The 23,077-nt window shown below is 54.9% G+C and carries 24 protein-coding genes and 1 other annotated feature; of the genes, 8 read left to right on the forward strand and 16 right to left on the reverse strand.

Going from position 1 to position 23,077, the window contains the following annotated elements; genetic code table 11:
• Window positions 1-201: 201 nt before the first annotated feature.
• Genes WFN75_RS13180 through WFN75_RS13190 form a run of 3 tightly spaced genes read left to right on the forward strand, consistent with a single transcriptional unit; the run spans window position 202 to window position 3,199 of the window.
• Window positions 202-1,275, forward strand: coding sequence for a FecCD family ABC transporter permease (locus tag WFN75_RS13180; protein WP_336996298.1), 1,074 nt, complete (start codon window positions 202-204; stop codon window positions 1,273-1,275).
• Window positions 1,272-2,048, forward strand: a complete 777-nt coding sequence (locus WFN75_RS13185; protein WP_414671880.1) for an ABC transporter ATP-binding protein — start codon at window positions 1,272-1,274, stop codon at window positions 2,046-2,048. Before WFN75_RS13180 ends, WFN75_RS13185 begins: the two co-directional genes overlap by 4 nt.
• A gap of 26 nt (window positions 2,049-2,074) precedes the next feature.
• The gene (locus tag WFN75_RS13190) at window positions 2,075-3,199 is read left to right on the forward strand and encodes an ABC transporter substrate-binding protein (protein ID WP_052953265.1); all 1,125 of its coding nucleotides are present in this window, start codon (window positions 2,075-2,077) and stop codon (window positions 3,197-3,199) included.
• Here WFN75_RS13190 and WFN75_RS13195 read toward each other — a convergent pair.
• The 3 genes from WFN75_RS13195 to tal all read right to left on the reverse strand — a co-directional run bounded on the left by WFN75_RS13195 (window position 3,174) and on the right by tal (window position 6,261).
• Complete coding sequence (locus tag WFN75_RS13195) at window positions 3,174-4,487, reverse strand: MFS transporter (RefSeq protein ID WP_336996299.1); 1,314 nt, start codon at window positions 4,485-4,487, stop codon at window positions 3,174-3,176. The genes WFN75_RS13190 and WFN75_RS13195 overlap by 26 nt on opposite strands.
• Before the next feature lie 122 nt (window positions 4,488-4,609).
• Window positions 4,610-5,197 (reverse strand): molybdopterin adenylyltransferase, encoded by a 588-nt coding sequence (mog, locus tag WFN75_RS13200; protein ID WP_040077241.1) that lies wholly within the window; start codon window positions 5,195-5,197, stop codon window positions 4,610-4,612.
• A gap of 110 nt (window positions 5,198-5,307) precedes the next feature.
• A complete protein-coding gene (tal, locus tag WFN75_RS13205) occupies window positions 5,308-6,261 on the reverse strand; it encodes a transaldolase (RefSeq protein ID WP_040077242.1) in 954 nt (317 codons plus the stop codon).
• A 260-nt stretch (window positions 6,262-6,521) separates the two neighbouring features.
• Between tal and WFN75_RS13210 the strand changes: the two genes are divergently transcribed.
• Both WFN75_RS13210 and yaaA read left to right on the forward strand, forming a co-directional pair.
• The gene (locus tag WFN75_RS13210; protein ID WP_336996300.1) at window positions 6,522-7,952 is read left to right on the forward strand and encodes an alanine/glycine:cation symporter family protein; all 1,431 of its coding nucleotides are present in this window, start codon (window positions 6,522-6,524) and stop codon (window positions 7,950-7,952) included.
• Between the two features lie 66 nt (window positions 7,953-8,018).
• Window positions 8,019-8,792, forward strand: a complete 774-nt coding sequence (yaaA, locus tag WFN75_RS13215) for a peroxide stress protein YaaA (protein ID WP_336996301.1) — start codon at window positions 8,019-8,021, stop codon at window positions 8,790-8,792.
• Between the two features lie 31 nt (window positions 8,793-8,823).
• Here yaaA and WFN75_RS13220 read toward each other — a convergent pair whose 3' ends face one another.
• The 7 genes from WFN75_RS13220 to yjjY all read right to left on the reverse strand — a co-directional run bounded on the left by WFN75_RS13220 (window position 8,824) and on the right by yjjY (window position 15,600).
• Window positions 8,824-9,114 carry a DUF2502 domain-containing protein gene (locus WFN75_RS13220; RefSeq protein ID WP_336996302.1) on the reverse strand — a complete coding sequence of 97 codons (291 nt, stop codon included), beginning with the start codon at window positions 9,112-9,114 and terminating at the stop codon, window positions 8,824-8,826.
• Window positions 9,115-9,329: 215 nt separating this feature from the next.
• Window positions 9,330-10,616, reverse strand: coding sequence for a threonine synthase (thrC, locus tag WFN75_RS13225; protein ID WP_040077245.1), 1,287 nt, complete (start codon window positions 10,614-10,616; stop codon window positions 9,330-9,332).
• A gap of 3 nt (window positions 10,617-10,619) precedes the next feature.
• Window positions 10,620-11,549, reverse strand: a complete 930-nt coding sequence (gene thrB / locus WFN75_RS13230; RefSeq protein ID WP_046885028.1) for a homoserine kinase — start codon at window positions 11,547-11,549, stop codon at window positions 10,620-10,622.
• Between the two features lies 1 nt (window position 11,550).
• Entirely contained in the window at window positions 11,551-14,013 is a 2,463-nt protein-coding gene (gene thrA / locus WFN75_RS13235; RefSeq protein WP_336996303.1) for a bifunctional aspartate kinase/homoserine dehydrogenase I, read from the reverse strand.
• A 24-nt stretch (window positions 14,014-14,037) separates the two neighbouring features.
• Window positions 14,038-14,155: a sequence feature (Thr leader region), on the reverse strand.
• Entirely contained in the window at window positions 14,094-14,162 is a 69-nt protein-coding gene (gene thrL, locus WFN75_RS13240) for a thr operon leader peptide (RefSeq protein ID WP_072039575.1), read from the reverse strand. Its footprint overlaps the feature before it by 62 nt.
• A gap of 212 nt (window positions 14,163-14,374) precedes the next feature.
• Window positions 14,375-15,061 carry a tRNA/rRNA methyltransferase gene (locus WFN75_RS13245; RefSeq protein ID WP_336996304.1) on the reverse strand — a complete coding sequence of 229 codons (687 nt, stop codon included), beginning with the start codon at window positions 15,059-15,061 and terminating at the stop codon, window positions 14,375-14,377.
• A 398-nt stretch (window positions 15,062-15,459) separates the two neighbouring features.
• Window positions 15,460-15,600, reverse strand: coding sequence for a protein YjjY (gene yjjY, locus WFN75_RS13250; RefSeq protein WP_085938930.1), 141 nt, complete (start codon window positions 15,598-15,600; stop codon window positions 15,460-15,462).
• Between the two features lie 95 nt (window positions 15,601-15,695).
• Between yjjY and arcA the strand changes: the two genes are divergently transcribed.
• Window positions 15,696-16,412 (forward strand): two-component system response regulator ArcA, encoded by a 717-nt coding sequence (arcA, locus tag WFN75_RS13255; RefSeq protein ID WP_040077250.1) that lies wholly within the window; start codon window positions 15,696-15,698, stop codon window positions 16,410-16,412.
• A gap of 43 nt (window positions 16,413-16,455) precedes the next feature.
• Here the strand turns inward: arcA and creD are convergent, their stop codons facing one another.
• From creD to creA, 4 genes are read right to left on the reverse strand one after another with little or no spacing between them, the layout of a single operon-like run.
• On the reverse strand, window positions 16,456-17,796 hold the full coding sequence (gene creD / locus WFN75_RS13260) for a cell envelope integrity protein CreD (RefSeq protein WP_336996305.1): 1,341 nt from the start codon (window positions 17,794-17,796) through the stop codon (window positions 16,456-16,458).
• 57 nt (window positions 17,797-17,853) lie between these two features.
• Window positions 17,854-19,278, reverse strand: a complete 1,425-nt coding sequence (gene creC, locus WFN75_RS13265; RefSeq protein WP_336996306.1) for a two-component system sensor histidine kinase CreC — start codon at window positions 19,276-19,278, stop codon at window positions 17,854-17,856.
• On the reverse strand, window positions 19,278-19,967 hold the full coding sequence (gene creB, locus WFN75_RS13270) for a two-component system response regulator CreB (RefSeq protein ID WP_336996307.1): 690 nt from the start codon (window positions 19,965-19,967) through the stop codon (window positions 19,278-19,280). The genes creC and creB overlap by 1 nt, the downstream gene beginning before the upstream one ends.
• 14 nt (window positions 19,968-19,981) lie before the next feature.
• On the reverse strand, window positions 19,982-20,452 hold the full coding sequence (creA, locus tag WFN75_RS13275; protein WP_207292962.1) for a protein CreA: 471 nt from the start codon (window positions 20,450-20,452) through the stop codon (window positions 19,982-19,984).
• A 213-nt stretch (window positions 20,453-20,665) separates the two neighbouring features.
• On the opposite strand from creA, the gene robA reads away from it, so the two are divergent.
• Window positions 20,666-21,535: an MDR efflux pump AcrAB transcriptional activator RobA gene (gene robA, locus WFN75_RS13280; protein WP_040077258.1), complete on the forward strand. Its 870-nt coding sequence runs from the start codon at window positions 20,666-20,668 to the stop codon at window positions 21,533-21,535.
• On the opposite strand, the gene gpmB is transcribed toward robA, so the two are convergent.
• The gene (gpmB, locus tag WFN75_RS13285; protein ID WP_207292961.1) at window positions 21,532-22,179 is read right to left on the reverse strand and encodes a 2,3-diphosphoglycerate-dependent phosphoglycerate mutase GpmB; all 648 of its coding nucleotides are present in this window, start codon (window positions 22,177-22,179) and stop codon (window positions 21,532-21,534) included. The two genes, robA and gpmB, sit on opposite strands and share 4 nt — an antisense overlap.
• A 49-nt stretch (window positions 22,180-22,228) precedes the next feature.
• Between gpmB and yjjX the strand changes: the two genes are divergently transcribed.
• A complete protein-coding gene (yjjX, locus tag WFN75_RS13290; RefSeq protein WP_046885036.1) occupies window positions 22,229-22,744 on the forward strand; it encodes an inosine/xanthosine triphosphatase in 516 nt (171 codons plus the stop codon).
• On the opposite strand, the gene trpR is transcribed toward yjjX, so the two are convergent.
• Window positions 22,735-23,064, reverse strand: a complete 330-nt coding sequence (trpR, locus tag WFN75_RS13295) for a trp operon repressor (RefSeq protein WP_040077262.1) — start codon at window positions 23,062-23,064, stop codon at window positions 22,735-22,737. The genes yjjX and trpR overlap by 10 nt on opposite strands.
• Between the last annotated feature and the right edge of the window lie 13 nt (window positions 23,065-23,077).

Here is a 23,077-nt window from a genome sequence, read left to right on the forward strand (position 1 = left end):
GCACGTCTCCTCTCCCGCTTACTTTTCCAGCAAAACCCAAACAATTAATCAATGAAAGAGCAATAACTCCATCATTGAATTGATAAGCATTATCACTTTGCATACCCTCCCCCGGTATCTCCCGGATAATGGATATCAGGCAGCACGACCAACAGGAAGGTGGGAGACAGACGATTTTGTTGAGTTGCTTAAGGTTATCCAATGAATTCCAGCCTTGCCGCCGCCGTAAAGCCTGACGAAACGACCGTTGCCGCCCACTATCGCCGGGTGGTACTACGCCGCTATGCACTCGCGGGCGTGCTTCTGCTATTTATACTCTGCTCGCTGCTGCTTGATTTCACCCTTGGCCCTTCGGGCATGTCGGTATCAACGCTCTGGCAAACGCTATTCCATGCCGAGGCCGCCGATGCAGGTACGCGCGTTATCGTCTGGGATATCCGACTTCCTTTCGCCCTGATGGCGATCGTCGTCGGGATGGCGCTGGGACTGGCGGGCGCAGAGATGCAGACCATCCTGAATAACCCCCTTGCCAGCCCCTTTACGCTGGGCGTGTCGTCGGCCGCCTCGTTTGGCGCCGCGCTGGCAATCGTGCTTGGTCTTGGCATCCCCGGCGTACCGGATCAATGGTTTATCTCAGTCAACGCCTTTGTCTTTGCCCTGATGGCCTGTTTTATTCTCGATGGGATTAGCCGTTGGACGCGCGTGGCGACCTCCGGGGTGGTGCTCTTCGGCATCGCCCTCGTCTTTACCTTCAATGCGCTGATCTCAATTTTGCAATTTGTTGCCAGCGAAGACACGTTACAAGGGCTGGTTTTCTGGACCATGGGCAGCCTCGCCCGCGCTTCATGGGATAAGCTCGGCATCCTGACACTGGTCCTGCTTGTCGTCGCGCCGCTGTCATTGAAAAACGCCTGGAAGCTCACCGCCCTGCGCCTTGGTGAAGATCGCGCCGTGAGCTTTGGCATTAACGTCCGTCAGCTACGCCTGACAACCTTGCTGCGCATCAGCATCATTTCAGCGTTGACCGTGGCCTTCGTCGGCCCGGTGGGCTTTATCGGCCTGGTGGCCCCTCATATTTCACGCATGATGTTTGGCGAGGATCACCGTTTCTATCTGCCGGGCAGCATGTTTATTGGTGCGCTGGTGTTGTCGCTGGCGTCGGTGATGTCTAAAAATATCGTCCCTGGCGTCATCATTCCTGTGGGCATTGTCACCTCGCTGGTCGGCGTACCCTTCTTCCTGAGCATTATCATTCGCCACCGGGGTACGCTGTGATGGACGGCCTGCTGATTCGCGATCTTCATACGGGCTACCGTAAAAAGAACATTATCGAGGGGCTCACTACCCCACTTCTGCCGCGCGGCAAAATCACTGCCCTGCTGGGGCCCAATGGCTCAGGCAAATCCACGCTGTTGCGCGCGCTGGCCGATCTTAATCCCGCCGAAGGCAGCATTGAACTCAACGGCGAAAACCTGATGCACTTGTCGGGCGCTGAGCGCGCGCAAAAAGTCGTTTATCTGCCCCAGTCGCTGCCTGCAGGAGTGCATCTGCACGCGCTGGAGTCGGTGATGGTGGCGCGCCGCGCCAGCGGATATCAGCAGCAGGGTAATGCCGAGCAAGAGGCCTTTGCGATCCTCGACAAGCTGGGGGTTGCTCACCTGGCCATGAGCTTCCTCGACCAACTCTCCGGCGGACAGAAACAGCTGATTGGTCTGGCGCAGTCGCTGATCCGCCAGCCCGATCTGCTGCTGCTGGATGAACCCTTAAGCGCTCTCGATCTCAATTATCAGTTCCACGTCATGGATATCGTCGCACGGGAAACGCGCCTGCGAAATATCGTCACCCTGGTGGTTATCCATGACATCAACATCGCGCTGCGCCACGCCGAGTACGCCACGATGTTAAAAAACGGCGCGCTCATTGCCAGCGGCAGGCCCGACGAGGTCGTTACGCCCGCCAATCTGGCGACGGTATATGGCGTAGAAGGCCGGGTGGAATATTGTTCGCAAGGGCTGCCACACGTGGTAGTGGATGGTTTAACGATATAACTAGAATCTGCAGACAGGGGGAAATCATGGCAATAAAGAAAGCACTTCTTGGCGTAGCGCTACTGCTCTCGCCACTACTGGCGCTGGCACAAACCTGGCCCGTTACCGTAAAAGATATTGATAACCGCACGGTGACCATTCCACAGGAGCCGCAGCGCATCATATTGCAGGATGGTCGGGATATCCTCACCCTGGCAATGCTGGAACCTAAAGACCCCTTCGCCAAAGTTGTGGCCTGGAACAATCTGCCTAAAAAACAGGACACCGAAACCTGGAACGTTTTGAAGCGCAAATGGCCGGAGGCTGAGCGCATCCTCGACATGAAATTCTCCGACCAGGGCAATGTGGATCTGGAAACTGTCATATCGCGTAAGCCGGATCTGATGATTGCCCAACTGCGGGCCAAACCCGCTCTGACCCAGAGTGGAGTCTTAACACAGCTTGAGGCCCTGCATGTGCCCGTGGTGTTTGTGGATTACGAGTTACATCCCGTTGAAAACACCCGCGCCAGCATTTCTCTGTTAGGCAAGGTGCTGGGCCAGCCCGAGCGGGCGCAGGCTTATGTCGACTTCTATCAACAGCGCCTGGACCAGATCCATCAACGCCTGGCCAAAGCCGGGAAAAAACCGCTGGTATTTATTGAGCCCATAGCCGGTGTTGCGGGGCTCGACAACGGCTGCTGCTTTACCCATGCGCGAAACGGCTGGGGCGGCCTGGTCGAGGCTGCGGGTGGGGAAAATATCGGTTCTGCCCTGCTGCCGGGCGCGACGGGGACAGTCTCGGTAGAAAAGATCATTTCAATGAACCCTGACTACTACCTGATGACCGGCTCCAAACGCCCGGGCAAAGGCACCGCCATCATTCCGTTTGGCTACAACGTACAGGCGAATACGGTGCAATCGGCCTTCACGGCGTTACTGGCGCGACAGGGGGTTAGCAGTATCCCGGCGGTAGAGAAAGGCCATACCGGGGCGCTGTATCATCATTTCTACAACAACCCCTACAACATCATTGCCATCGAAGCGTTGAGTAAAATTTTCTACCCAACGCTGTTTGCCGATGTGGATCCGCTGGCGGATTATCATCTGCTTATCACGCGCTTCACTCAGATTCCGGATGACAACATTATTTTGAGCTATACCCCTCATTAACCGGCGCAGGCGCCATCAGCTGATGGCGCTCACCGCGTAACCAGAGACCGATTCCCAATCCCATCAGTGAGAGCGCCAGTACGTACCAGGCGGGTGCCATCGGCGATACGCCCATTAACAGCGTAACGGCGATGGGGGTTAACCCACCGAAGATAGCGTACGAGACGTTATAAGAGAATGAGATGCCGGTGAAACGTACCTCTGGCGGGAAGGCGCGAACCATCACGTAGGGCACTGCCCCCACGACACCCACGCAAAGCCCCACCGTGCCATACAACAGGAACAGCTGTTCTGGATGAGCTCCCGCCAGATGATAGAAAGTCCAACTGGCGCCGGCCAGCAAAAGGCTTCCGATAATAAAGGTCACGCTGGAGCCAAAACGATCCACCACCAGGCCGGCAATCAGGCAACCGAAGCAGAGCATAATCGTGGCGATGCTGTTGGCCTGCAGGGTTAATGCCGGCGCGAAGCCATACTGTTTTTGCAGCCAGACGGGCGACATCAGGATCACGACCACGATACCGGCGGAGAGCAGCCAGGTCAGCAGCATGGAGACCACGACGGCTCGCTTATGACGTACCACTACCGCCTTCACCGGCAACTCTTGCGCCAGCGCTTTACGCTGCTGCATCTCCAGGAAGATGGGGGTTTCTTGCAGCCAGCGGCGCAGATACATCGCCACCAGGCCAAATGCGCCGCCCAGCAGGAACGGGATACGCCAACCCCAGTCATGCACAGCCTGTTGCGTCATGCTGGTATTGATAAGGGTAGCGACCACTGAGCCGAGCAGGATCCCTATGGTTAACCCGGCGGTTAAGGTTCCGCAGGCGATACCAATGCGGCGTGCCGGAACGTGTTCCGCCACAAAGACCCAGGCGCCGGGGACTTCGCCACCGATGGCTGCACCCTGCAGCAGGCGCATCAGCAGCAGCAACAGCGGAGCAACGATACCCATTGAGGCATAGGTCGGCAGCAGACCGATCGCCAGCGTCGGTACTGCCATCAACAGAATACTGAGCGTAAACATCTTCTTACGCCCCACCAGATCGCCAAAATGCGCCATGATAATGCCGCCCAACGGACGCGCCAGATAGCCTGCAGCAAAAATGCCGAAGGTCTGAACCTGACGCAGCCATTCCGGGATATCAGCCGGGAAGAAGAGCTCTCCTACCACGGCCGCAAAAAAGACGAAGATAATGAAGTCGTAAAACTCCAGCGCGCCACCTAAAGCAGCGAGCGTAAGCGTTTTATAATCCTGACGATTCAGAGGCCGGGTGTAATGTGACATAGCGAACCTGTTTATCTGTGTTGTTGATTTATTTTTACAGCGATCGTAAAGAAAAAATTACTATACCGAAAAACCAACCGCACGCTATCAGCGCTGCAGCTTATGTCACAAAAGCACTAATTTCAGGAGATTGTTTCGCGTCGCGCGCTTTTAGGACGAAAAGCTGCTATCACCTGCGGATCGGTTTCGACGTAAGGACCATCCAGCAGCTGTATACAATACGGTACACTTGCAAAAATACCGGCGACGACCACTTTTCCATCTTCCTCTTTTACCCCTTCCAGCGTCTCTTTAATCGACTTTGGCTGGCCTGGCAGGTTAAGGATCAGTGCTTGCTTACGAATCACTCCAACCTGTCGAGAGAGAATAGCCGTCGGCACAAAGTGCAGGCTAATTTGTCGCATCTGCTCGCCGAAGCCCGGCATTTCGCGATCGGCGATGGCGAGGGTGGCATCCGGTGTCACGTCGCGCCGTGCAGGGCCGGTGCCGCCGGTGGTTAATACCAGGTGGCAGCTCATCTCATCCACCAGCTCGCACAGTGTCTGTTCGATGATGGCCTGTTCGTCGGGGATCAGCCGGGTCTCTATTTCAAATGGGGTCGTCAGTGCGCTGCCCAGCCACGCTTCTAGCGCAGGCAGGCCTTTATCCTGATAAACACCGCTGGAGGCGCGGTCAGAGATCGAGACTAAGCCGATGCGTAAGGTATTCATATTCATTCCATTCAAACAATACTGATTGAAGTGAATGATACACGCAGAGGAGGAATTCAGACAGGAGACAAAAGAAGACGCGTGACCGGGAGCCCGGTCACGCAGAGTGATTACAGCAGATCGCCGATCATTTTTTCCAGTTTTTCCTGGTCGATGGCAAACTTACGGATACCATCCGCCAGCTTGTCTACAGCCATTGGATCCTGGTTGTGCTGCCACAGGAACTCAGACTCGGTAATGCGCTCTGGACGCGCTTTCACTTCGCCGGTGTAAGAGAGTTTACGCTCAATGGCACCTTCGCTCTCTGCCAGCTCTTTCAGCAGCGCAGGGGCGATGGTCAGGCGGTCACAGCCAGCCAGTTCGATAATCTCACCAACGTTACGGAAGCTTGCGCCCATAACGACGGTCTCGTAACCGTGCTGTTTGTAGTATTCGTAAATCTCAGAAACAGAAACCACGCCCGGATCTTCAGCAGCGGCATACTCTTTCTTGTCGGTGTTGGCTTTGTACCAGTCCAGAATACGGCCCACGAACGGAGAGATCAGGTACACGCCCGCTTCCGCACATGCACGCGCCTGCGCGAAGGAGAACAGCAGAGTCAGGTTACAGTTGATACCGTCTTTTTCCAGCTGCTCGGCAGCACGGATACCCTGCCAGGTAGAAGCCAGTTTGATCAGGATACGGTCATTGCTGATACCCGCATCGTTGTACAGTTTGATCAGACGTTTTGCTTTGGTAATTGACGCTTCGGTGTCGTAGGACAGGCGGGCATCAACTTCAGTAGAGATACGACCTGGAACCAGTTTCAGGATTTCCAGACCGATGTTAACAGCCAGTTTATCAGTGGCATCCACAACCTGCTGCGCACGGTCGTTGCTCTGCGCTTTCGCCCAGGTAACAGCGTCGTCGATCAGCTTGCGGTATTCAGGGATCTGGGCGGCGTTAAGGATCAGAGAAGGGTTGGTGGTGGCATCCTGCGGCTGATACAACTTCATTGCCGCGATATCTCCGGTGTCAGCTACGACAGTGGTGAACTGACGAAGGGAGGTCAATTTATCCGTCATGATAGTGTTTCTCTTTACTTGCCCTGGATAATTCACGTAACCGGCAGGATGCCAGAAACGGAAAAATGACAGGTTTACTTGTTAGGGGGATGTAACCGGTCTGCCCTGATGATAACACGACGGAATGACAGCGCAACCGCAGACAATGCGCTTACGGAGAGTATGATAAACTCAAGAGATTATCTGCTCGCCAATGGCCTGGTTGTTCAATCAGTCATAGCCCTTATCTATGCACTTCGGCATCAACAAGAGGGACGTTAATGCCTGATTTCTTATCCTTTATTAATGAAATTCTCTGGGGTTCGGTGATGATCTACCTGCTTTCTGCGGCAGGTATCTGGTTCACCTTTCGATGCGGTTTTATTCAATTTCGCGCCTTTCGCTACCTCGGAAAAAGTCTGAAAAACAGCCTCTCCCCGCAGCCGGGGGGATTAACCTCATTTCAGGCGCTCTGTACGAGCCTGGCGGCGCGCGTCGGCAGCGGTAATCTTACCGGCGTGGCGCTGGCCATCAGCATCGGTGGCCCTGGCGCCGTTTTCTGGATGTGGGTCACCGCGCTCTTCGGGATGGCCACCGCCTTTGCCGAATGCTCGCTGGCTCAGTTGTATAAAGAGCCGGACAAGCAGGGACAGTTTCGCGGCGGCCCGGCCTGGTATATGGCACGCGGCCTGGGCATGCGCTGGATGGGCGTGCTGTTCTCCATCTTGCTTCTCATCGCCTATGGGCTAATTTTTAACACCGTTCAGGCTAACTCGGTCTCTCACGCCCTGCGTTTTGCCTTTGATTGCCCGGAAATTGTCACCGGCAGCGTGATGGCATTGGCGACGTTGCTGGTGATTGTCACCGGTATTAAAGGGGTTGGCCGCATAATGCAGTGGATGGTGCCGGTCATGGCGCTGCTGTGGGTGGCGGCCAGCCTGGTGGTGAGCGCGCTCAATATTGAGCAACTACCCGATATCTTCACGCTTATCATGAACAGCGCCTTCGGCTGGCGCGAAGCGGGCGCCGGAGTAATGGGCTATACCCTGAGCCAGGCGCTGGCTGCGGGTTTCCAGCGCGGCATGTTTTCAAACGAGGCCGGGATGGGATCTACCCCCAATGCCGCTGCGGCTGCCGCCTCCTGGCCGCCGCATCCGGCTGCGCAAGGGATCGTGCAGATGATTGGCGTTGTTGTGGATACCCTGGTTATCTGTACCGCCAGCGCAATGATTGTGTTGTTGGCCGGGCCTGTTGATGATGAGCAGAACGTGGCTGGCATCCAGCTGGTACAGCAGGCGCTCATGAACCTCGCCGGCAGCTGGGGCGCCGGTTTCGTGGCGCTGATTGTCATCCTCTTCGCCTTTAGCTCCATCGTGGTGAATTATATCTATGCGGAGAATAACTTAATCTTTCTCCACCCCACGGCCGGCAAATCGCGCTGGCTGCTGCGCGGCAGTGTAGTCGCCATGGTGGTGATGGGATCGTTACTGAGCCTGCCACTGGTCTGGCAACTGGCTGACGTGATCATGGCGCTGATGGCGATCACCAACCTGACCGCTATCCTCCTGCTCTCGCCGGTAGTGCTGCTCATCGCCCGGGATTATCTGCGCCAGCGGAAGCTTGGCATCCAGCCCGTCTTTGATGCAGCCCGCTACCCGGACATCGAGGCGCAAATCGCCCCAGGTGCCTGGGATGATTTGCCGCGTCAATAACAGCTATTGATCAACCGTAACGGTTTATTTGATAAAATCGCACCAAATTTCCCGCAAGGACTGGATATGCTGATTCTGATTTCACCTGCCAAAACGCTCGATTACCAGAGCCCGCTTGCCACCGAGCGCTATACCCAGCCTGAGCTGTTGGATTACTCACAACAACTGATTCGCGAAGCGCGCAAACTCAGTGCCCCGCAAATCGCGAAGCTGATGAGTATCAGCGATAAACTGGCGGATTTAAATGCTACCCGCTTCCACGACTGGCATCCCGATTTTACACCGGCTAACGCCCGCCAGGCGATTCTCGCCTTTAAAGGTGACGTTTACACCGGTCTGCAGGCGGAAACATTTAGCGAAGCTGACTTCGATTTTGCACAGAAGCACCTGCGCATGCTCTCGGGTCTGTATGGCGTGCTGCGCCCGTTGGATCTGATGCAGCCCTACCGTCTGGAGATGGGTATTCGTCTGGAGAATGCGAAAGGCAAAGATCTTTACCATTTCTGGGGCGAGACCATTACCCAGACGCTGAATGACGCGCTTAAAGAGCAAGGCGATAACGTCGTCATTAACCTGGCCTCTGACGAATACTATAAATCTGTGAAGCCAAAACTGCTGAATGCCGGGATCATCAAACCGGTCTTCCTTGATGAGAAGAACGGCAAGTTTAAAGTCATTAGCTTCTACGCCAAAAAAGCCCGTGGGCTGATGACCCGTTACATCATTGAAAATCGCCTGACACAACCGGAACAGCTGACCGCGTTCAATAGCGAAGGGTACTTCTTCGATGAAGAGGCTTCCGAAAACGGTGAGTTAATCTTTAAGCGTCACGAACAGTAATAACACACCCCGCCATCAGGCGGGGTTCTTGTTAGTGGTGCTTCCAGCCCGGTCCCGGACGGCGATCGTCCCGGTGGTCATGGTGATCATGGTGGTCACGATGCGCGTCATGGGCGCGCCAGCGGTTATCACGCCATTCGTAATGTGACTTCCACCAGCTATGGTCGCGCCAGTGGCCGCCATCCCAGTAGTGTCCGTGATTATCCCGATCGCCAATCTGCAGTTTTACCGCAGGTAACAGCGTGATTTCCGATGCCTGTACCGCCATGGGAGCGACCAGCATCAGTGAAAGCGCGATGAGAGCAGGTTTCAGTGTAGACATGGGTGACTCCTTATTCAGCTTGCCCAGCGTGGGCCGATGTAAGGAGATTACGCGAGGGGTTAAGAGGACGTTATTCTCTGCAATCCTATTCTGTAAGTTACCGCATTTATTGGGAATTTCTGCTTTTTTACTGCTATTTTTCTCCATAATTTCTTCACAAAAAAGCCCGAAAAGGCGATCTCGCCTTTCCGGGCCTGTGTCACTGCTAAGGGCTTCTACGCGCGCGTCATCATCAACTTACGCAGCTCGGCAAAGTCTGCCGGCAGCGTGTGGGAGAGCAGCGGTAAATCGGCACGATCCGCCAGCTCTTTTGGCAACGGCAGCGATTCACCCAGAATTTCATCCACGCTCTCCTTAAACTTCGCCGGATGCGCCGTGCCAAGGAACAGACCATATTCACCCGGGTTCAGTTGATCGCGCAGGGCGCGATACGCCACCGCCGCGTGCGGCTCGGAGGTGTATCCCAGTTGCTTCAGTTCGCGCATGGTCTCTTTAGTGGTTTCATCGGTGACAGAGGCGTAGCCCAGGTCGCCCAGACGCCAGATCTTGCGACGGAACAGCTCTTCCACGCGTGGCCAGTTGTTAGGCTGGGAAACGTCCATCGCATTCGAGAGCGTCGCCTGCGTCGCGTTTGGCGTCCATTTGCCCTCTTTCAGGAAGCGCGGCACCGTATCGTTGGCGTTGGTGGCGGCGATAAAGCGCTTCACCGGCAGCCCGAGCGATTTTGCCAGCAGGCCTGCCGTCAGGTCGCCGAAGTTACCGCTCGGAACAGAGACCACCAGCTGATTACGCGCTTCCTGCGGCAGCTGCGCCACGGCTTCGAAGTAGTAACAGATCTGCGCCAGCAGACGGCTGATGTTGATGGAGTTTGCCGAGTTCAGGCCCAGCGCCGTTTTCAGCTCTTCGTCATCGAAGGCCTGTTTTACCAGCGCCTGACAGGCATCGAAATCCCCGTCGATAGCAACAGTTTCAATATTGCCGCCGAGGGTGCAGAACAGTTTTTCCTGCAGTGGGCTGATTTTACCCTGCGGATAGAGAATGACTACGCGGACGTTTTTCAGACCATAAAACGCATGCGCCACGGCCGCACCGGTATCACCGGAGGTCGCGGTCAGAATGGTTACCGGCTTGTCGCCGCTGATGTGCGTCAGCATCTGGGCCATAAAACGGCCGCCGAAATCTTTGAATGCCAGGGTCGGGCCGTGGAACAGCTCAAGGCACCCTACGTCCGGCTCCACCTGGCTCACCGGCGCCGGGAAGGCAAACGCCGCGCGAACGCGCTCTTCCAGTAGCTCCTGCGGAATTTCGTCGCCAATAAACGCGGAGAGAATTTTGGTGCTGCGGCTGACAAAATCCATCTCCAGCATCGCATCAATATCGGTCAGGCTAAATTCAGGCAGCTCGTGCGGAAAGAAGAGCCCCTGGTTTTTACCCAGCCCCTGAGTCACCGCCTGCGCGAAGCTGACCTGCTCATTGTGATCTTTAAGATTGTAGAGTTTCATCGATTATCCCAGTACTCGTGCGCCCGCCGTGTCCAGACGGCAAATATGAACAAAGCCTTCCTGATTTTGCAGGTAATTTTTACCCAGCCACTCCGCGACGCGCTGCGCGGTATCCGGCTTATCGCACAGTGCGAACAGCGTCGGACCGGAGCCGGAAATACCGCACGCGACCGCGCCGATCTCCAGGGCGGCGCTACGCGCCTCGTTAAACCCTGGCAGCAGCCTGGTGCGGTACGGCTCGGCTATCACATCTTTCATCAATTTCGCCGCCAGTTGAGGCTGACGGGTATAACAGGCATGAATGAAGCCTGCCAGGTGACGACCATGCGCGATGCAGTCCTGGCGACGATACTGCGCCGGCAGAATGGCACGCGCTTCGGCGGTCGAAACTTTAATGCCCGGATAGGCCAGCACCCATAGCCACTCATCAAAGCCGGGGACCTGCTGACTGATGATGCCATTCTCTTCAATCATCAACTGCATGCCGCCCAGGAAGCAAGGGGCCACGTTGTCGTAATGAATGCTGCCAGAGATGCGTCCTTCCAGCTCGCCCATCAGCGCCAGCAGACGGGTATTGTTCAGCGGTTTGCCGCAGTGTTCGTTCATCGCGACCAGGGCCGCAACGACGGAGCAGGCGCTGGAGCCCAGACCTGAGCCAATCGGCATCCCCTTTTCAAGGGTCATGGCCACCGGAACGGTTTTCCCTATCTCCTGACAAAAACGTTCCCAGCACTGGTACACAATGTTTTCACGCGGTTCCGTTGGCAGCTTGCTGGCAAAACGCCCTACATTTTGCAGGCTAAACGTCTGAGCCGCTTCGACAGTGACGATATCGCCCAACAGAGAGCCCTCGGTTGGCGTAACAGCCGCCCCCAGAACATCAAACCCGACGCTCATATTGGCGCTGGAAGCCGGGGCATAAACTTTAACCATCTTAAACTCCTAACTTCCATGACAGGGTACGCAACAGATCGGCAAACACCCCCGCCGCTGTCACATCATTCCCTGCGCCATAACCGCGAAGCACTAACGGCAATGGCTGATAATAGTGACTGTAAAATGCCAGCGCATTCTCGCCGTTTTTAACTTTGAACAGCGGATCGTTACCGTCCACTTCTGCAATCTTCACGCGACAAACGCCGTCCTCTTCGATATTGCCAACATAGCGCAATACGCAACCTTCATCACGGGCTTTCGCTACGCGAGCAGCAAAGAGATCGTCCAGCTGCGACAACCGGCTCATAAAGTCAGCCACGTCGCCCTTGTCATCGAAGGATGCGGGTAGCACAGGTTCGATCACTATGTCGCTCAACTCCAGTTCGCGCCCGGTTTCACGGGCAAGGATCAGCAGCTTACGCGCCACATCCATACCCGAAAGATCATCACGCGGATCCGGCTCGGTGTAGCCCATCTCACGGGCTAATCGGGTGGCTTCAGAGAGGCTCATGCCCTCGTCGAGTTTACCGAAAATGAACGAGAGCGAGCCTGAGAGGATCCCGGAGAAACGTTGCAGTTCATCGCCGGCATTCAGCAAGTTTTGCAGGTTTTCGATAACCGGCAGCCCTGCCCCGACGTTGGTATCGTAAAGGAATTTGCGTCGCGATTTTGCCGCTGCGTGGCGCAGTTGATGGTAATAGGCCATCGACGAAGTATTGGCTTTTTTGTTCGGGGTGACCACGTGGAAGCCTTCCCGCAGGAAGTCGGCGTACTGATCGGCGACAACCTGGTTCGACGTACAGTCGACAATGACCGGGTTGAGCAGATGGTACTCTTTCACCAGGCGGATCAGGCGCCCAAGGTTAAAGGGCTCTTTGGCTTCGGCCAGTTCAGCCTGCCAGTTTTCCAGATTCAGGCCATGCACGTTGGTCAGCAGCGCTTTTGAGTTCGCCACGCCACAGATGCGCAGATCGATATGTTTGTTCTTCAGCCACGTCTGCTGGCGCTTGACCTGCTCCAACAGCGCGCTGCCAACGCCGCCTACGCCGATCAGGAACACTTCGATCACCTGGTCGGTATTGAACAGCATCTGGTGGGTAACGCGCACACCGGTCGTCGCATCGTCATTATCCACCACCACGGAGATTGAACGTTCAGAAGAGCCCTGCGCAATGGCCACGATGTTGATATTGGCGCGAGCCAGTGCGGCAAAGAACTTCGCGGAGATGCCGCGCAGGGTACGCATGCCATCGCCTACAACCGAGATAACGGCCAGACGCTCCTGAATGGAGAGCGGCTCAAGCAACTCCTCTTTCAGCTCCAGATAGAACTCCTCTTCCAGCGCCCGGCGTGCACGCAGACAGTCGCTCTGAGGGACGCAAAAACTGATACTGTACTCAGAAGAGGATTGGGTGATCAGTACCACCGAGATGCCATTGCGCGACATGGCGGCAAACACGCGGGCCGCCATCCCGACCATACCTTTCATTCCGGGGCCAGAGACGCTGAACATCGCCATGTTGTTCAGGTTAGAAATGCCTTTCACCGGCAGGCCATCTTCATCGCTGCTCGCCCCAATCAGCGTGCCAGGCGCCTGCGGATTACCCGTATTTTTAATCAGGCAGGGGATCTGGAATTGGGCAATCGGAGAGATGGTACGCGGGTGGAGCACTTTGGCGCCGAAGTAGGAGAGCTCCATCGCCTCCTGGTAAGACATCGACTTCAGCAGGCGCGCATCCGGCACCTGGCGCGGATCGCAAGTATAGACACCATCGACGTCAGTCCAGATCTCACAACAGTCGGCGCGCAGGCAAGCGGCCAGTACCGCGGCAGAGTAGTCAGAGCCATTTCGCCCCAGCACGACGAGCTCGCCTTTTTCATTTCCGGCGGTGAAGCCCGCCATCAGGATCATGTGGTCGGCAGGAATTTTCCCTGCAGCGATACGACGGGTCGATTCGGCAATATCAACGGTAGATTCGAGGTAGTGACCTACGGCGAGAAGCTTTTCCACCGGATCGATCACGGTGACGTTATGGCCACGCGCTTCCAGTACGCCTGCCATGATAGCGATAGAGAGTTTTTCACCACGGCAGATGAGCGCCGCATTGATGCTGTCCGGGCATTGCCCTAACAGGCTGATACCATGCAGTACGTGTTTGATCTGCGCGAACTCTTGCTCAACAAACGCTTTCAGTTGCGCGAGGGGAAAACCGGGCTGGGCATCGGCCAGGCCCTGCAGCAGCTCGGCGAAAATGCGTTCGGCGTCGCTGATATTCGCCAGCGCGTCCTGGCCACCGATGGTTTTTTCAATCATCGCCACCAGATGGTTAGTAATTTTGGCCGGGGCAGAGAGCACCGTTGCTACCTGCCCCTGCCTGGCATTGCTTTCCAGGATGTCGGCAACCCGCAGAAAACGTTCTGCATTTGCCACTGATGTACCGCCGAACTTCAACACTCGCATGGTATTACCTCATGATCTTTGGCCGAAAAAAAAGCCCGCACTGTTCAGGTGCGGGCTTTTTTCTGTTTTTCCTGTACGCGTCAGCCCGCATCGTTACCTGTGGTAATGATGGTGGTTGTAGTAATGGTGGTGATGCTGATGCGTTTCATGGATGTTGTGTACTCTGTAATTATTATCTGTCTGTGCTGTATCCCTATATTGGTTAAAGTATCCGGGCGGCTAAGTCAACGAATTTCTATTTTAAGCCCCTGACAGGGAGTTTTTACGTCTCGCTGCTGATGGGTTTATTTCATTCCAGATCGGACCGAAATACCTCCTCAAACCCGGAGCTTTATCCATAACAAAAAGTGATAACAGAATTTTACTCTGCCAGTTTTTTTTCAATATCGTGCAGCAATCGGTGCAACATTGCCGTGTCTCGTTGCTCAAGCAAGCCAATGCGCTGGGCTATCCAGTCAGCCATTTTTTGATCATCTGCCACATTCAGCGTCGATAAAAGACGTTCTACCCTGGCACGCAATGCCTTAAGTTGATTTTCATCTGCCTTGTCGACAGGCGCTGCGGGAATTTGCATTAGGGAAGCTAATTGATAACAGTAAACCATCACCGCCTGACCCAAATTGAGTGAAGGATAATCGGCCACCATAGGCACCCCTGTCAGCACATCGGCGAGCGCCAGTTCTTCATTAGTGAGACCTGAATCCTCCCGCCCAAAGACCAGCGCCGCCCGATTTATCCATTGGCTTTTTTCCTGCATCAGCGGCACCAGTTCGGCGGGCGTCGCATAGTAATGGAATTTGGAACGGCTGCGTGCGGTGGTCGCGACGGTAAAGGAAACATCGTGCAGCGCGGCTTCAAGCGTTTCGTAAGTAGTTATATTGTCGAGTATTTCCCCCGAACCATGGGCAACGCGACGGGCACCCTCTGCCAGGTGCGCTTCGCTGGCTACGATGCGCAGATCGGTAAACCCCATGGTCTTCATAGCGCGTGCGGCAGCGCCGATATTTTCCGCTCTTGCCGGGGCTACCAGCACGATAGACAAATGCATTAATGCTCTCTTTTTAGGCAGTTAGCGCGTAAAATTGTGATGTCCATCAACATATTACGCAGCACGAATTTACAAAATTGCAACACGAATCACCGAAATAGCGTTTCATAACAAATTAAAATCGCTAAACTATTTATGGACGAAACTTCAGCGATAATGTTAAAAAAAGCTGGTTATCCTCATGTTTATTAATGATAATATCATTACAAGATGTTGCAGGACATTGGATTCGCCTCGTTTATCAATCAATCAGCGCAACTAGTTGGTTTATTGAAAATTTGTGACAAAGGCTAGCAATCCGCTACGAGGATTTCATCAAACTGTTAACGTGCTACAATTGAACTTGATATATGTCAACGAAGCGTAGTTTTATTGGGTGTCCGGTGTCACTTAGCCTGTTATGTTGCTGTTAAAATGGTTAGGATGACAGCCGTTTTTGACACTGTCGGGTCTAGAGGGAAAGCACCCACGACCAAGCTAATGATGTTGTTGACGTTGATGGAAAGTGCATCAAGAACGCAATTACGTACTTTAGTCACGTTACGCCGGTCATGTTAATTTGCGACATGTATCAGGCAGGTCAGGGACTTTTGTACTTCCTGTTTCGATTTAGTTGGCAATTTAGGTAGCAAACATGCAGACCCCGCACATTCTTATCGTTGAAGACGAGTTGGTAACACGCAACACGTTAAAGAGCATTTTCGAAGCAGAAGGCTACGATGTCTTTGAAGCGACCGATGGCGCAGAGATGCATCAGATCCTTTCTGAAAATGATATCAACCTGGTTATTATGGACATCAACCTGCCCGGGAAAAACGGCCTTCTGCTGGCGCGCGAATTGCGTGAGCAGGCGAACGTGGCGCTGATGTTCCTGACAGGCCGCGACAATGAAGTGGATAAAATCCTCGGCCTGGAGATCGGTGCGGATGACTACATCACCAAACCTTTCAACCCTCGCGAGCTGACCATTCGTGCGCGCAACCTGCTGTCCCGTACCATGAACCTGGGCACAATCAGCGAAGAGCGCCGCAGCGTAGACAGCTACAAGTTCAACGGTTGGGAATTAGATATCAATAGCCGCTCCCTGGTTAGCCCGAATGGCGATCAGTATAAACTGCCACGCAGTGAGTTCCGCGCTATGCTGCACTTCTGCGAAAATCCGGGCAAAATTCAGTCTCGTGCAGAACTGCTGAAGAAAATGACCGGCCGTGAGCTGAAGCCGCACGACCGTACCGTCGACGTCACTATTCGTCGCATTCGTAAACATTTCGAATCCACGCCGGATACCCCGGAAATCATCGCCACTATCCACGGTGAAGGTTACCGTTTCTGCGGTGATTTGCAGGAATAATCCAGCAAAAGACGTAAAAACGGCGCATCTCGCGCCGTTTTTTTTATTTCCATAGCCGCATTGAATCCTCATCTGGCTCACGCGGTTTTACAGTTGAAAACGCATACCAGTCCAGATGACGCGTCAGGTACATCACTGCAAACAGCGCCAGTACCAGTACGCCTGAACCCAGTAGCAGCGCGCTGTCTTCAGAACGCAGCAGGAACCACATCACCGTATCCAGCATCAATAACGCGATGACGAAAACGACGCCGCGCTTCCAGCTTTTAAGCACCGCCTGTAAGTAAATGCCGTTCATCATTGCTCCCAGCAGGCTGGCAATGACCCATGCCGGCGTGAATCCTACATGCTCTGAGCAGGCCAGCAAAACCAGGTAAAAGAGCACTAGCGACAGGCCAACCAGCAGATACTGCATCGGATGCAGACGCAGCCTGGTCAGGGTTTCGTAGACGAAAAAGGCCATAAACGTCAGGGTAATAAGCAAAATCGCATATTTGATGGCACGGTCCGTCAGCTGATATTGATCCGCCGGCGTCGCCACCGTGACGCTAAACGCAGGGACGTTGTGCCATTCGGGAAGGGCTTTCTCGCTGAACAGGCTTTCAAGGTTGTTCGCAAACCAGCTACTTTCCCAGTGTGCCTGGAACCCTGAGGCAGTGATGTCACGCTTTACAGGCAGGTAGTCACCCATAAAGCCGGGATGCGGCCAGTTACTCGTCAGGTTAAGCTGGCTATTGCGCCCTACGGGCACCACCGAGAAGCTTCCTGTACCGTTCAGACTGAGTGACATCTCCAGGGCGATCGTTTTCTCTTCCAGAATTTTACCGCTCAAGGGAATATGAATGCCCGGCAGCTGCCCGGCCACACCCGAGCCGGGTTCAACGGTGAGCGTTTCGCCGTTGACGGGCGATACTTTCACCGCGCTAATACCTCGGGCATCCCCTACGCCGACCACAATAAACGGCTGCCCTAATGTCAGCGTTTCGCCTGTCAGTTGCGTCAGTTTTTCGGTGTTATACCGCGCCTGAAGCTTAAGATCGGTATGCCAAATCTGACCGTCATAAATGCCGATACTCCGGGACTCAACCTGCTGATTTCCGTCAACCACCAGGGATTCCGGCAGCAAAAAATGGAGGAAGCTGCGCTTATGCTCAACTTTTTTATCCTCCTCGAATTTGTAAAAGACCTCGGTAACCGGTATAGCGATTAACGGGCCGACCAGCTGCTGTGAACCACTGGTACTCTGGCGCAGCGCACTCTCCACCTCCTCGCGATAGCTGGCGCGCTCATCGGTCAGGTTACTGACCAGTAGCAAGGGAACGAGCAGCAGCATAATGCAGCCGATAAGGGTAGTAACTTTCCAGAACAGGGGGGATTTTTTCATGACCTTCTCCTTTGTGATGGAGAAAGCGTACGGCAGCTCTGTGCGGGTAATTTGAAGTTATGTGAAGGGACGGTGAAGTTCCAGTACGGCCTCTACCCCACCCTCTTTGCGGTTGTGAAGATGGATCTCTCCCTGATGAAGGCGCGCCACTTCCTGCACAAAGGCCAGCCCCAGCCCACTGCTCTTAAGGCCGTTTTCCCGCGGTAAGGAGTAAAAGCGCTCGAATACGCGCTGCAGGGCGTAGTCTGGGATCCCACTGCCGCTGTCCGTCACGCACAGCATAACCCGCTGATGCGCTTCGCGGGCCGTAAGCGCAAGGGTTCCTTCTGGCGGCGAGAAATCCATCGCGTTATCCAGCAAATTCCCCAGCGCCTGCTCCAGCAACTCCTCATCACCCTGAACCATCAGCGATGATGTCGGGCAGATGACGTTAAGCTTTTTCGCCTGAATCTGTGCAGCACGGGCATCAAGGAGGCGGCGGAACAGTGCATCCACCGAAACAGCCGTAGCGCTGATTTCGATACGGTTTTCCAGCCGCGCCTGCGCCAGCAGCTTTTCGACCAGCGTCTGCATCCGCGCATTTTGCACCAGGATGTTATCCGTAAAGCGCGCAGCGACATCCGGCGGGGGCAATTCCCGTAAGATTTCTGCCGCGCCGCGAATGGCGGCTAGGGGGCTCTTCAGCTCATGGGTCAGGGCGTGAACATACTGCTCTATGTAATTTTTACCTTCCAGACGCATACGCATATTCTCCAGCGCCTGCGCCAGTTTGCGAAGCTCGCTACTTCCGGGATCGGGCAGCGGTAGCGGGTTGTCGCCGCTGACGGAATCGGCATAGCGTGACAGCGCGCTTATCGAACGGTTAATCCACCAGGCCACCGCCAGGCCAATCATCAGAGCAATACCCAGCAAAGCGCCACCGGCCCACAGAATACGGCGCTCACTGCGCTTGATCACCGGTGCCATCGCGCTATTGGGTTTGCCAACGCTCAGTACGCCAATAATTTTGCCGTTCTCCGTTACCGGAGCGGCCACATACATTACTGTGCTTTCGGGATCTCCGGGGTTGCTCTGCGTGCTCCGGGCGCCGTATTCACCGCGAAGCGTCAGCCAGACATCATTCCAACGCGAATAATCCTGCCCCACGGCTTTGCCAGCGGAGTCAAACACCACTCGCCCCTGGGCATCGGTCATGTAGACGTGATACTCGTTACGGACTTTATGAATCCCGCCAATATCGGCGCGAAACGGGCGCGCAGCGAGCCGGGAAAATGCCTGGGCCAGCTTGCCGTTTAGCGGGTCGCCCGACAGCAGGTCGTCGCGCCCGACTTCGGCCAGTAACGTGGCGGTGTCGATGAGCGTCCCTTCGGTGGCTCGGCGCACCCCGGGTTTGACCTCTTGTACGAAGATGGAGAGCACAAACCAGGCGGCGATCGCCACAATCAAAAAATAACCCAGTAACAGCCGCATTCCGATGCGCATTAATTCAGACCCAGACTGTAGCCGAGCCCACGATGGGTGCAAATGGGTGACAAATCGCCATTGATAGCCCGCAGCTTGGCGCGCAAGGTTTTGATGTGAGTATCTACGGTGCGGTCAAAACTGTCGCCCTCATCTCCCCAGACCATGTCCATCAGCTGCTGCCGTGAGTAGACGCGTCCTGGGGCACGCAGCAGCGTCTTCAAGAGTAAAAATTCATAGCGGGTCAGCTGCAGCGGTTTGCCGCACCAGCTGATGTGCGCCGCGGGCTCATTAAGCGCAAACTGTCCGATGTGTACGATCTCTGCAGGTGTGGAAGATTTCTGCAAGCGCCGCAGAATAGTCCGGACCCGGGCGCACACTTCACGTGGTGAGAAGGGCTTCGCCACGTAGTCATCGGCCCCCATCTCCAGACCCAGCAGCTTATCCACCTCATCACTGCGGGCAGTGAGAAATAACACCGGCAGCAGAGGATGCTGCGCCAGCAACTGGCGGCACAGCTCAAAACCGCTGATATCAGGCAAACCAACGTCAAGGATTGCCAGCGCCGGAAGTTGATGCCAGGCTTCCTCCAGCGCAGGCAGACCCCTGGCAAACGCTTTGACCCTAAACCCCTCCTGCGAAAGCATATAAATGAGGGTGTCGGCAATGCTGGCTTCATCCTCAACCAGCCATATCAACGGTTGCTGCATGCTGCGTCCTTATATTAATGCCACGGCATAATTGGCACCGCGCTGAGCGCGTTTTTCGGCGATCCTTCTACCACTTTATCGGAGTAAGCCAGGTAGGCCAGCGTGTTGCGTTTTGCATCGTAAAAACGCACGACCTGCAGTTTTTTGAAGACCAATGACGTGCGTTTCTGGAAGACCACATCCCCTTCTGTCTTGCCCTTTTTGATCTTGTCGCTGAGCTCAATAGGGCCCACCTGCTGACAAGAAATGGCCGCATCGGAGGTATCTTCAGCCAGCCCCAGGCCACCCTTGATGCCGCCCGTCTTCGCCCGACTGATGTAGCAAGTCACATTCTTCACATCAGGATCGTCGAAGGCTTCAACCACGATTTTGTGGTCAGGGCCAAAGACTTTAAAAACGGTGTCAACGGAACCAATTTGCTCGGCCTGCGCGGCATGAGCGCCAGCAAAAAGGAGCGTGAAAGCGATCAAACTCTTGTATTTCATATTGTTACCATATCAGAAAATTGCGTTGCGTAATTATTCAACACGTGAGCAGAAAAAGGTAGCAAGATCACAGGATTAGAAAATAGTTCTCATATCCACTGGTCAAAACGCATCAATGCGCAAAAAAAACACCGAATGCTTAAACATCAAAAAATGCTATTATCCGCTAACCTGTTAGCAGGGCTCTTGCTGTTTTAAGGATGAGGATAGTATATGGATCAGTCTGGAATTATTCGCGATCTGCTTACCTGGCTGGAAGGCCACCTGGACCAACCTTTGTCACTTGATAATGTGGCGGCAAAAGCGGGTTATTCCAAGTGGCATTTACAACGGATGTTCAAAGATGTCACCGGCCACGCTATCGGTGCCTATATCCGCGCTCGTCGGCTCTCTAAATCAGCCGTCGCGCTTCGCCTTACCGCGCGTCCGATTCTGGACATCGCGCTGCAATACCGTTTCGACTCGCAGCAAACCTTTACCCGAGCCTTTAAAAAGCAGTTCTCGCTCACGCCGGCGCTCTATCGCCGCTCGCCGGACTGGAACTCCTTTGGGATGCGACCGCCGCTGCGCATGGGTGAATTCACTATGCCTAAACATGAATTCATTACCTTGCCTGAAACGCACCTTATCGGCACGACGCAGAGCTACTCCTGCTCACTGGAGCAGATTTCAGAGTTTCGTCATCAGATGCGCGTACAGTTCTGGCGTGACTTCCTGAGCCATGCTCCGGCCATCCCGCCGCTGCTGTATGGCCTGAACGAAACGCGTCCGAGCCAGGAAAAAGATGACGAACAAGAGGTGTTCTACACTACCGCGCTGACGCCAGAGATGGCCAACGGCCATGTCCATGATGCCAAACCGGTGGTAGTGGAAGGCGGTGAGTATGTGATGTTCACCTATGAAGGGCTGGGAACCGGGGTGCAGGATTTCATTCTGACGGTTTACGGCACCTGCATGCCTATGCTCAATCTGAACCGCCGTAAAGGGCAGGACATTGAGCGTTACTACCCGGCCACCGATGTGAAGCCGGACGAACGCCCAATCGACCTGCGCTGCGAATACCTGATTCCGATTCGTCGTTAACGCTGCAGTTCGTCCAGTGCAGGGGCATCCAGATGCGAAATGTCCCCTGCCATCTCCACTACCCATCCCGACGCCAGCCACGGGCTTTCCTGATAGTCGATACGGGAAAGCGAGCAGTTGCGCAGACGCAGGCGGCGCTCAGCGTAAGCCGGCAGTCCAAGAATGGTACTCACCAGGCAGCCCAGCGCCATACCATGGCTTACCAGCAAAGGACGACTGCCTTCCGGCAGCTTCAGGCACTCTGCCAGCGCCGCGTGCATACGCTGGCTCAGCTCAAGCATGGACTCACCTTCAGGAATACGTCCATCTTCCGTACCGTTAACCAGCGTTCGACGCCAGCTCTCCTCTTCGTCTGTCAGGGAGTCGACGTGACGCTGCTCCAGCACACCCATGTCCAGTTCGCGCAGGCGAGAGTCCAGGGTGATCTCGCATCCGCAGGCATCTGCGATAATGCGCGCCGTTTGTTGAGTGCGGCCCAGGTCGCTGGCAATGACATGGGTGATCCCCAACGTTCTTGCACGCTCCGCTACTTGCCACGCTTGTTCCACCCCTTTGGAGGTGAGAGGACTGTCTGACTGGCCTTGAATACGTCGCTCGGCGTTCCACTGCGTTTCACCGTGGCGAACAAGGTAAACCTGTAACATGTTATTTTCCGTTATACTGCGATGAGTTTTTTTTGAATCGAGTTCAATTATGCACCATGTTGTCTCTGCTACCACTAATCCTGCCAAAATTCAGGCAATTCTAAAGGCTTTTGAAGAGATCTACGGCGAAAGATCGTGCCACATTGACGCCGTCAGCGTCGAGAGCGGCGTCCCGGAACAGCCTTTCGGCAGTGAAGAAACACGGGCTGGCGCACGTAATCGCATTGCCAATGCCAAAGCCGCGGTACCGGATGCCGATTTTTGGGTCGCCATTGAAGCCGGTATCGACGAAGGGGCGACATTCAGTTGGGTGGTGATCGAAAGCCGGGATCAGCGCGGCGAAGCCCGCTCGGCAACCCTGCCGTTACCCGAGAAGATTTTAAGAAAAGTGCAAGAAGGTGAAGCGCTCGGGCCGGTGATGTCGCACTACACCGGCATCGATGAGATTGGTCGTAAAGAGGGGGCGATCGGTGTCTTTACTGCCGGGGCACTCACGCGCGCGAGCGTCTATCACCAGGCGGTGATCCTGGCGTTGAGTCCGTTCCACAACGCTATCTATCGCTGATCGCCCAGTAGAACAGAGTCGAGCCAGTGACGAAGCTCTACGGGAGCCGATTTCAGGCTGTTTGAGCCTCGGGTGATGGTGGCAATACCGGCGCCAAGTTCGCTTTTCAGCTCGCGCTGGCTCATTTCACCGCGCAGAAGCTCTTCGATAATACGCACCCGCGTGCCCAGCGCTTCGCGCTCGTCGGGGGTGAGCATTAACTGCAGCAGCGGTAAGTGCAAGTCTTGCTCATAAGATTGACGAAGCAGCTCCACAAAACGAAGCCACTCCTGGTTGCGTTGTTCGGCCATTGCCGAGGAATACGGGGAATGCTGGGTCATGTTATGCCGCCTG

Origin of the sequence: Leclercia sp. UBA7405, assembly GCF_037152215.1 — a bacterium.
GTDB lineage: Bacteria > Pseudomonadota > Gammaproteobacteria > Enterobacterales > Enterobacteriaceae > Enterobacter > Enterobacter pneumoniae.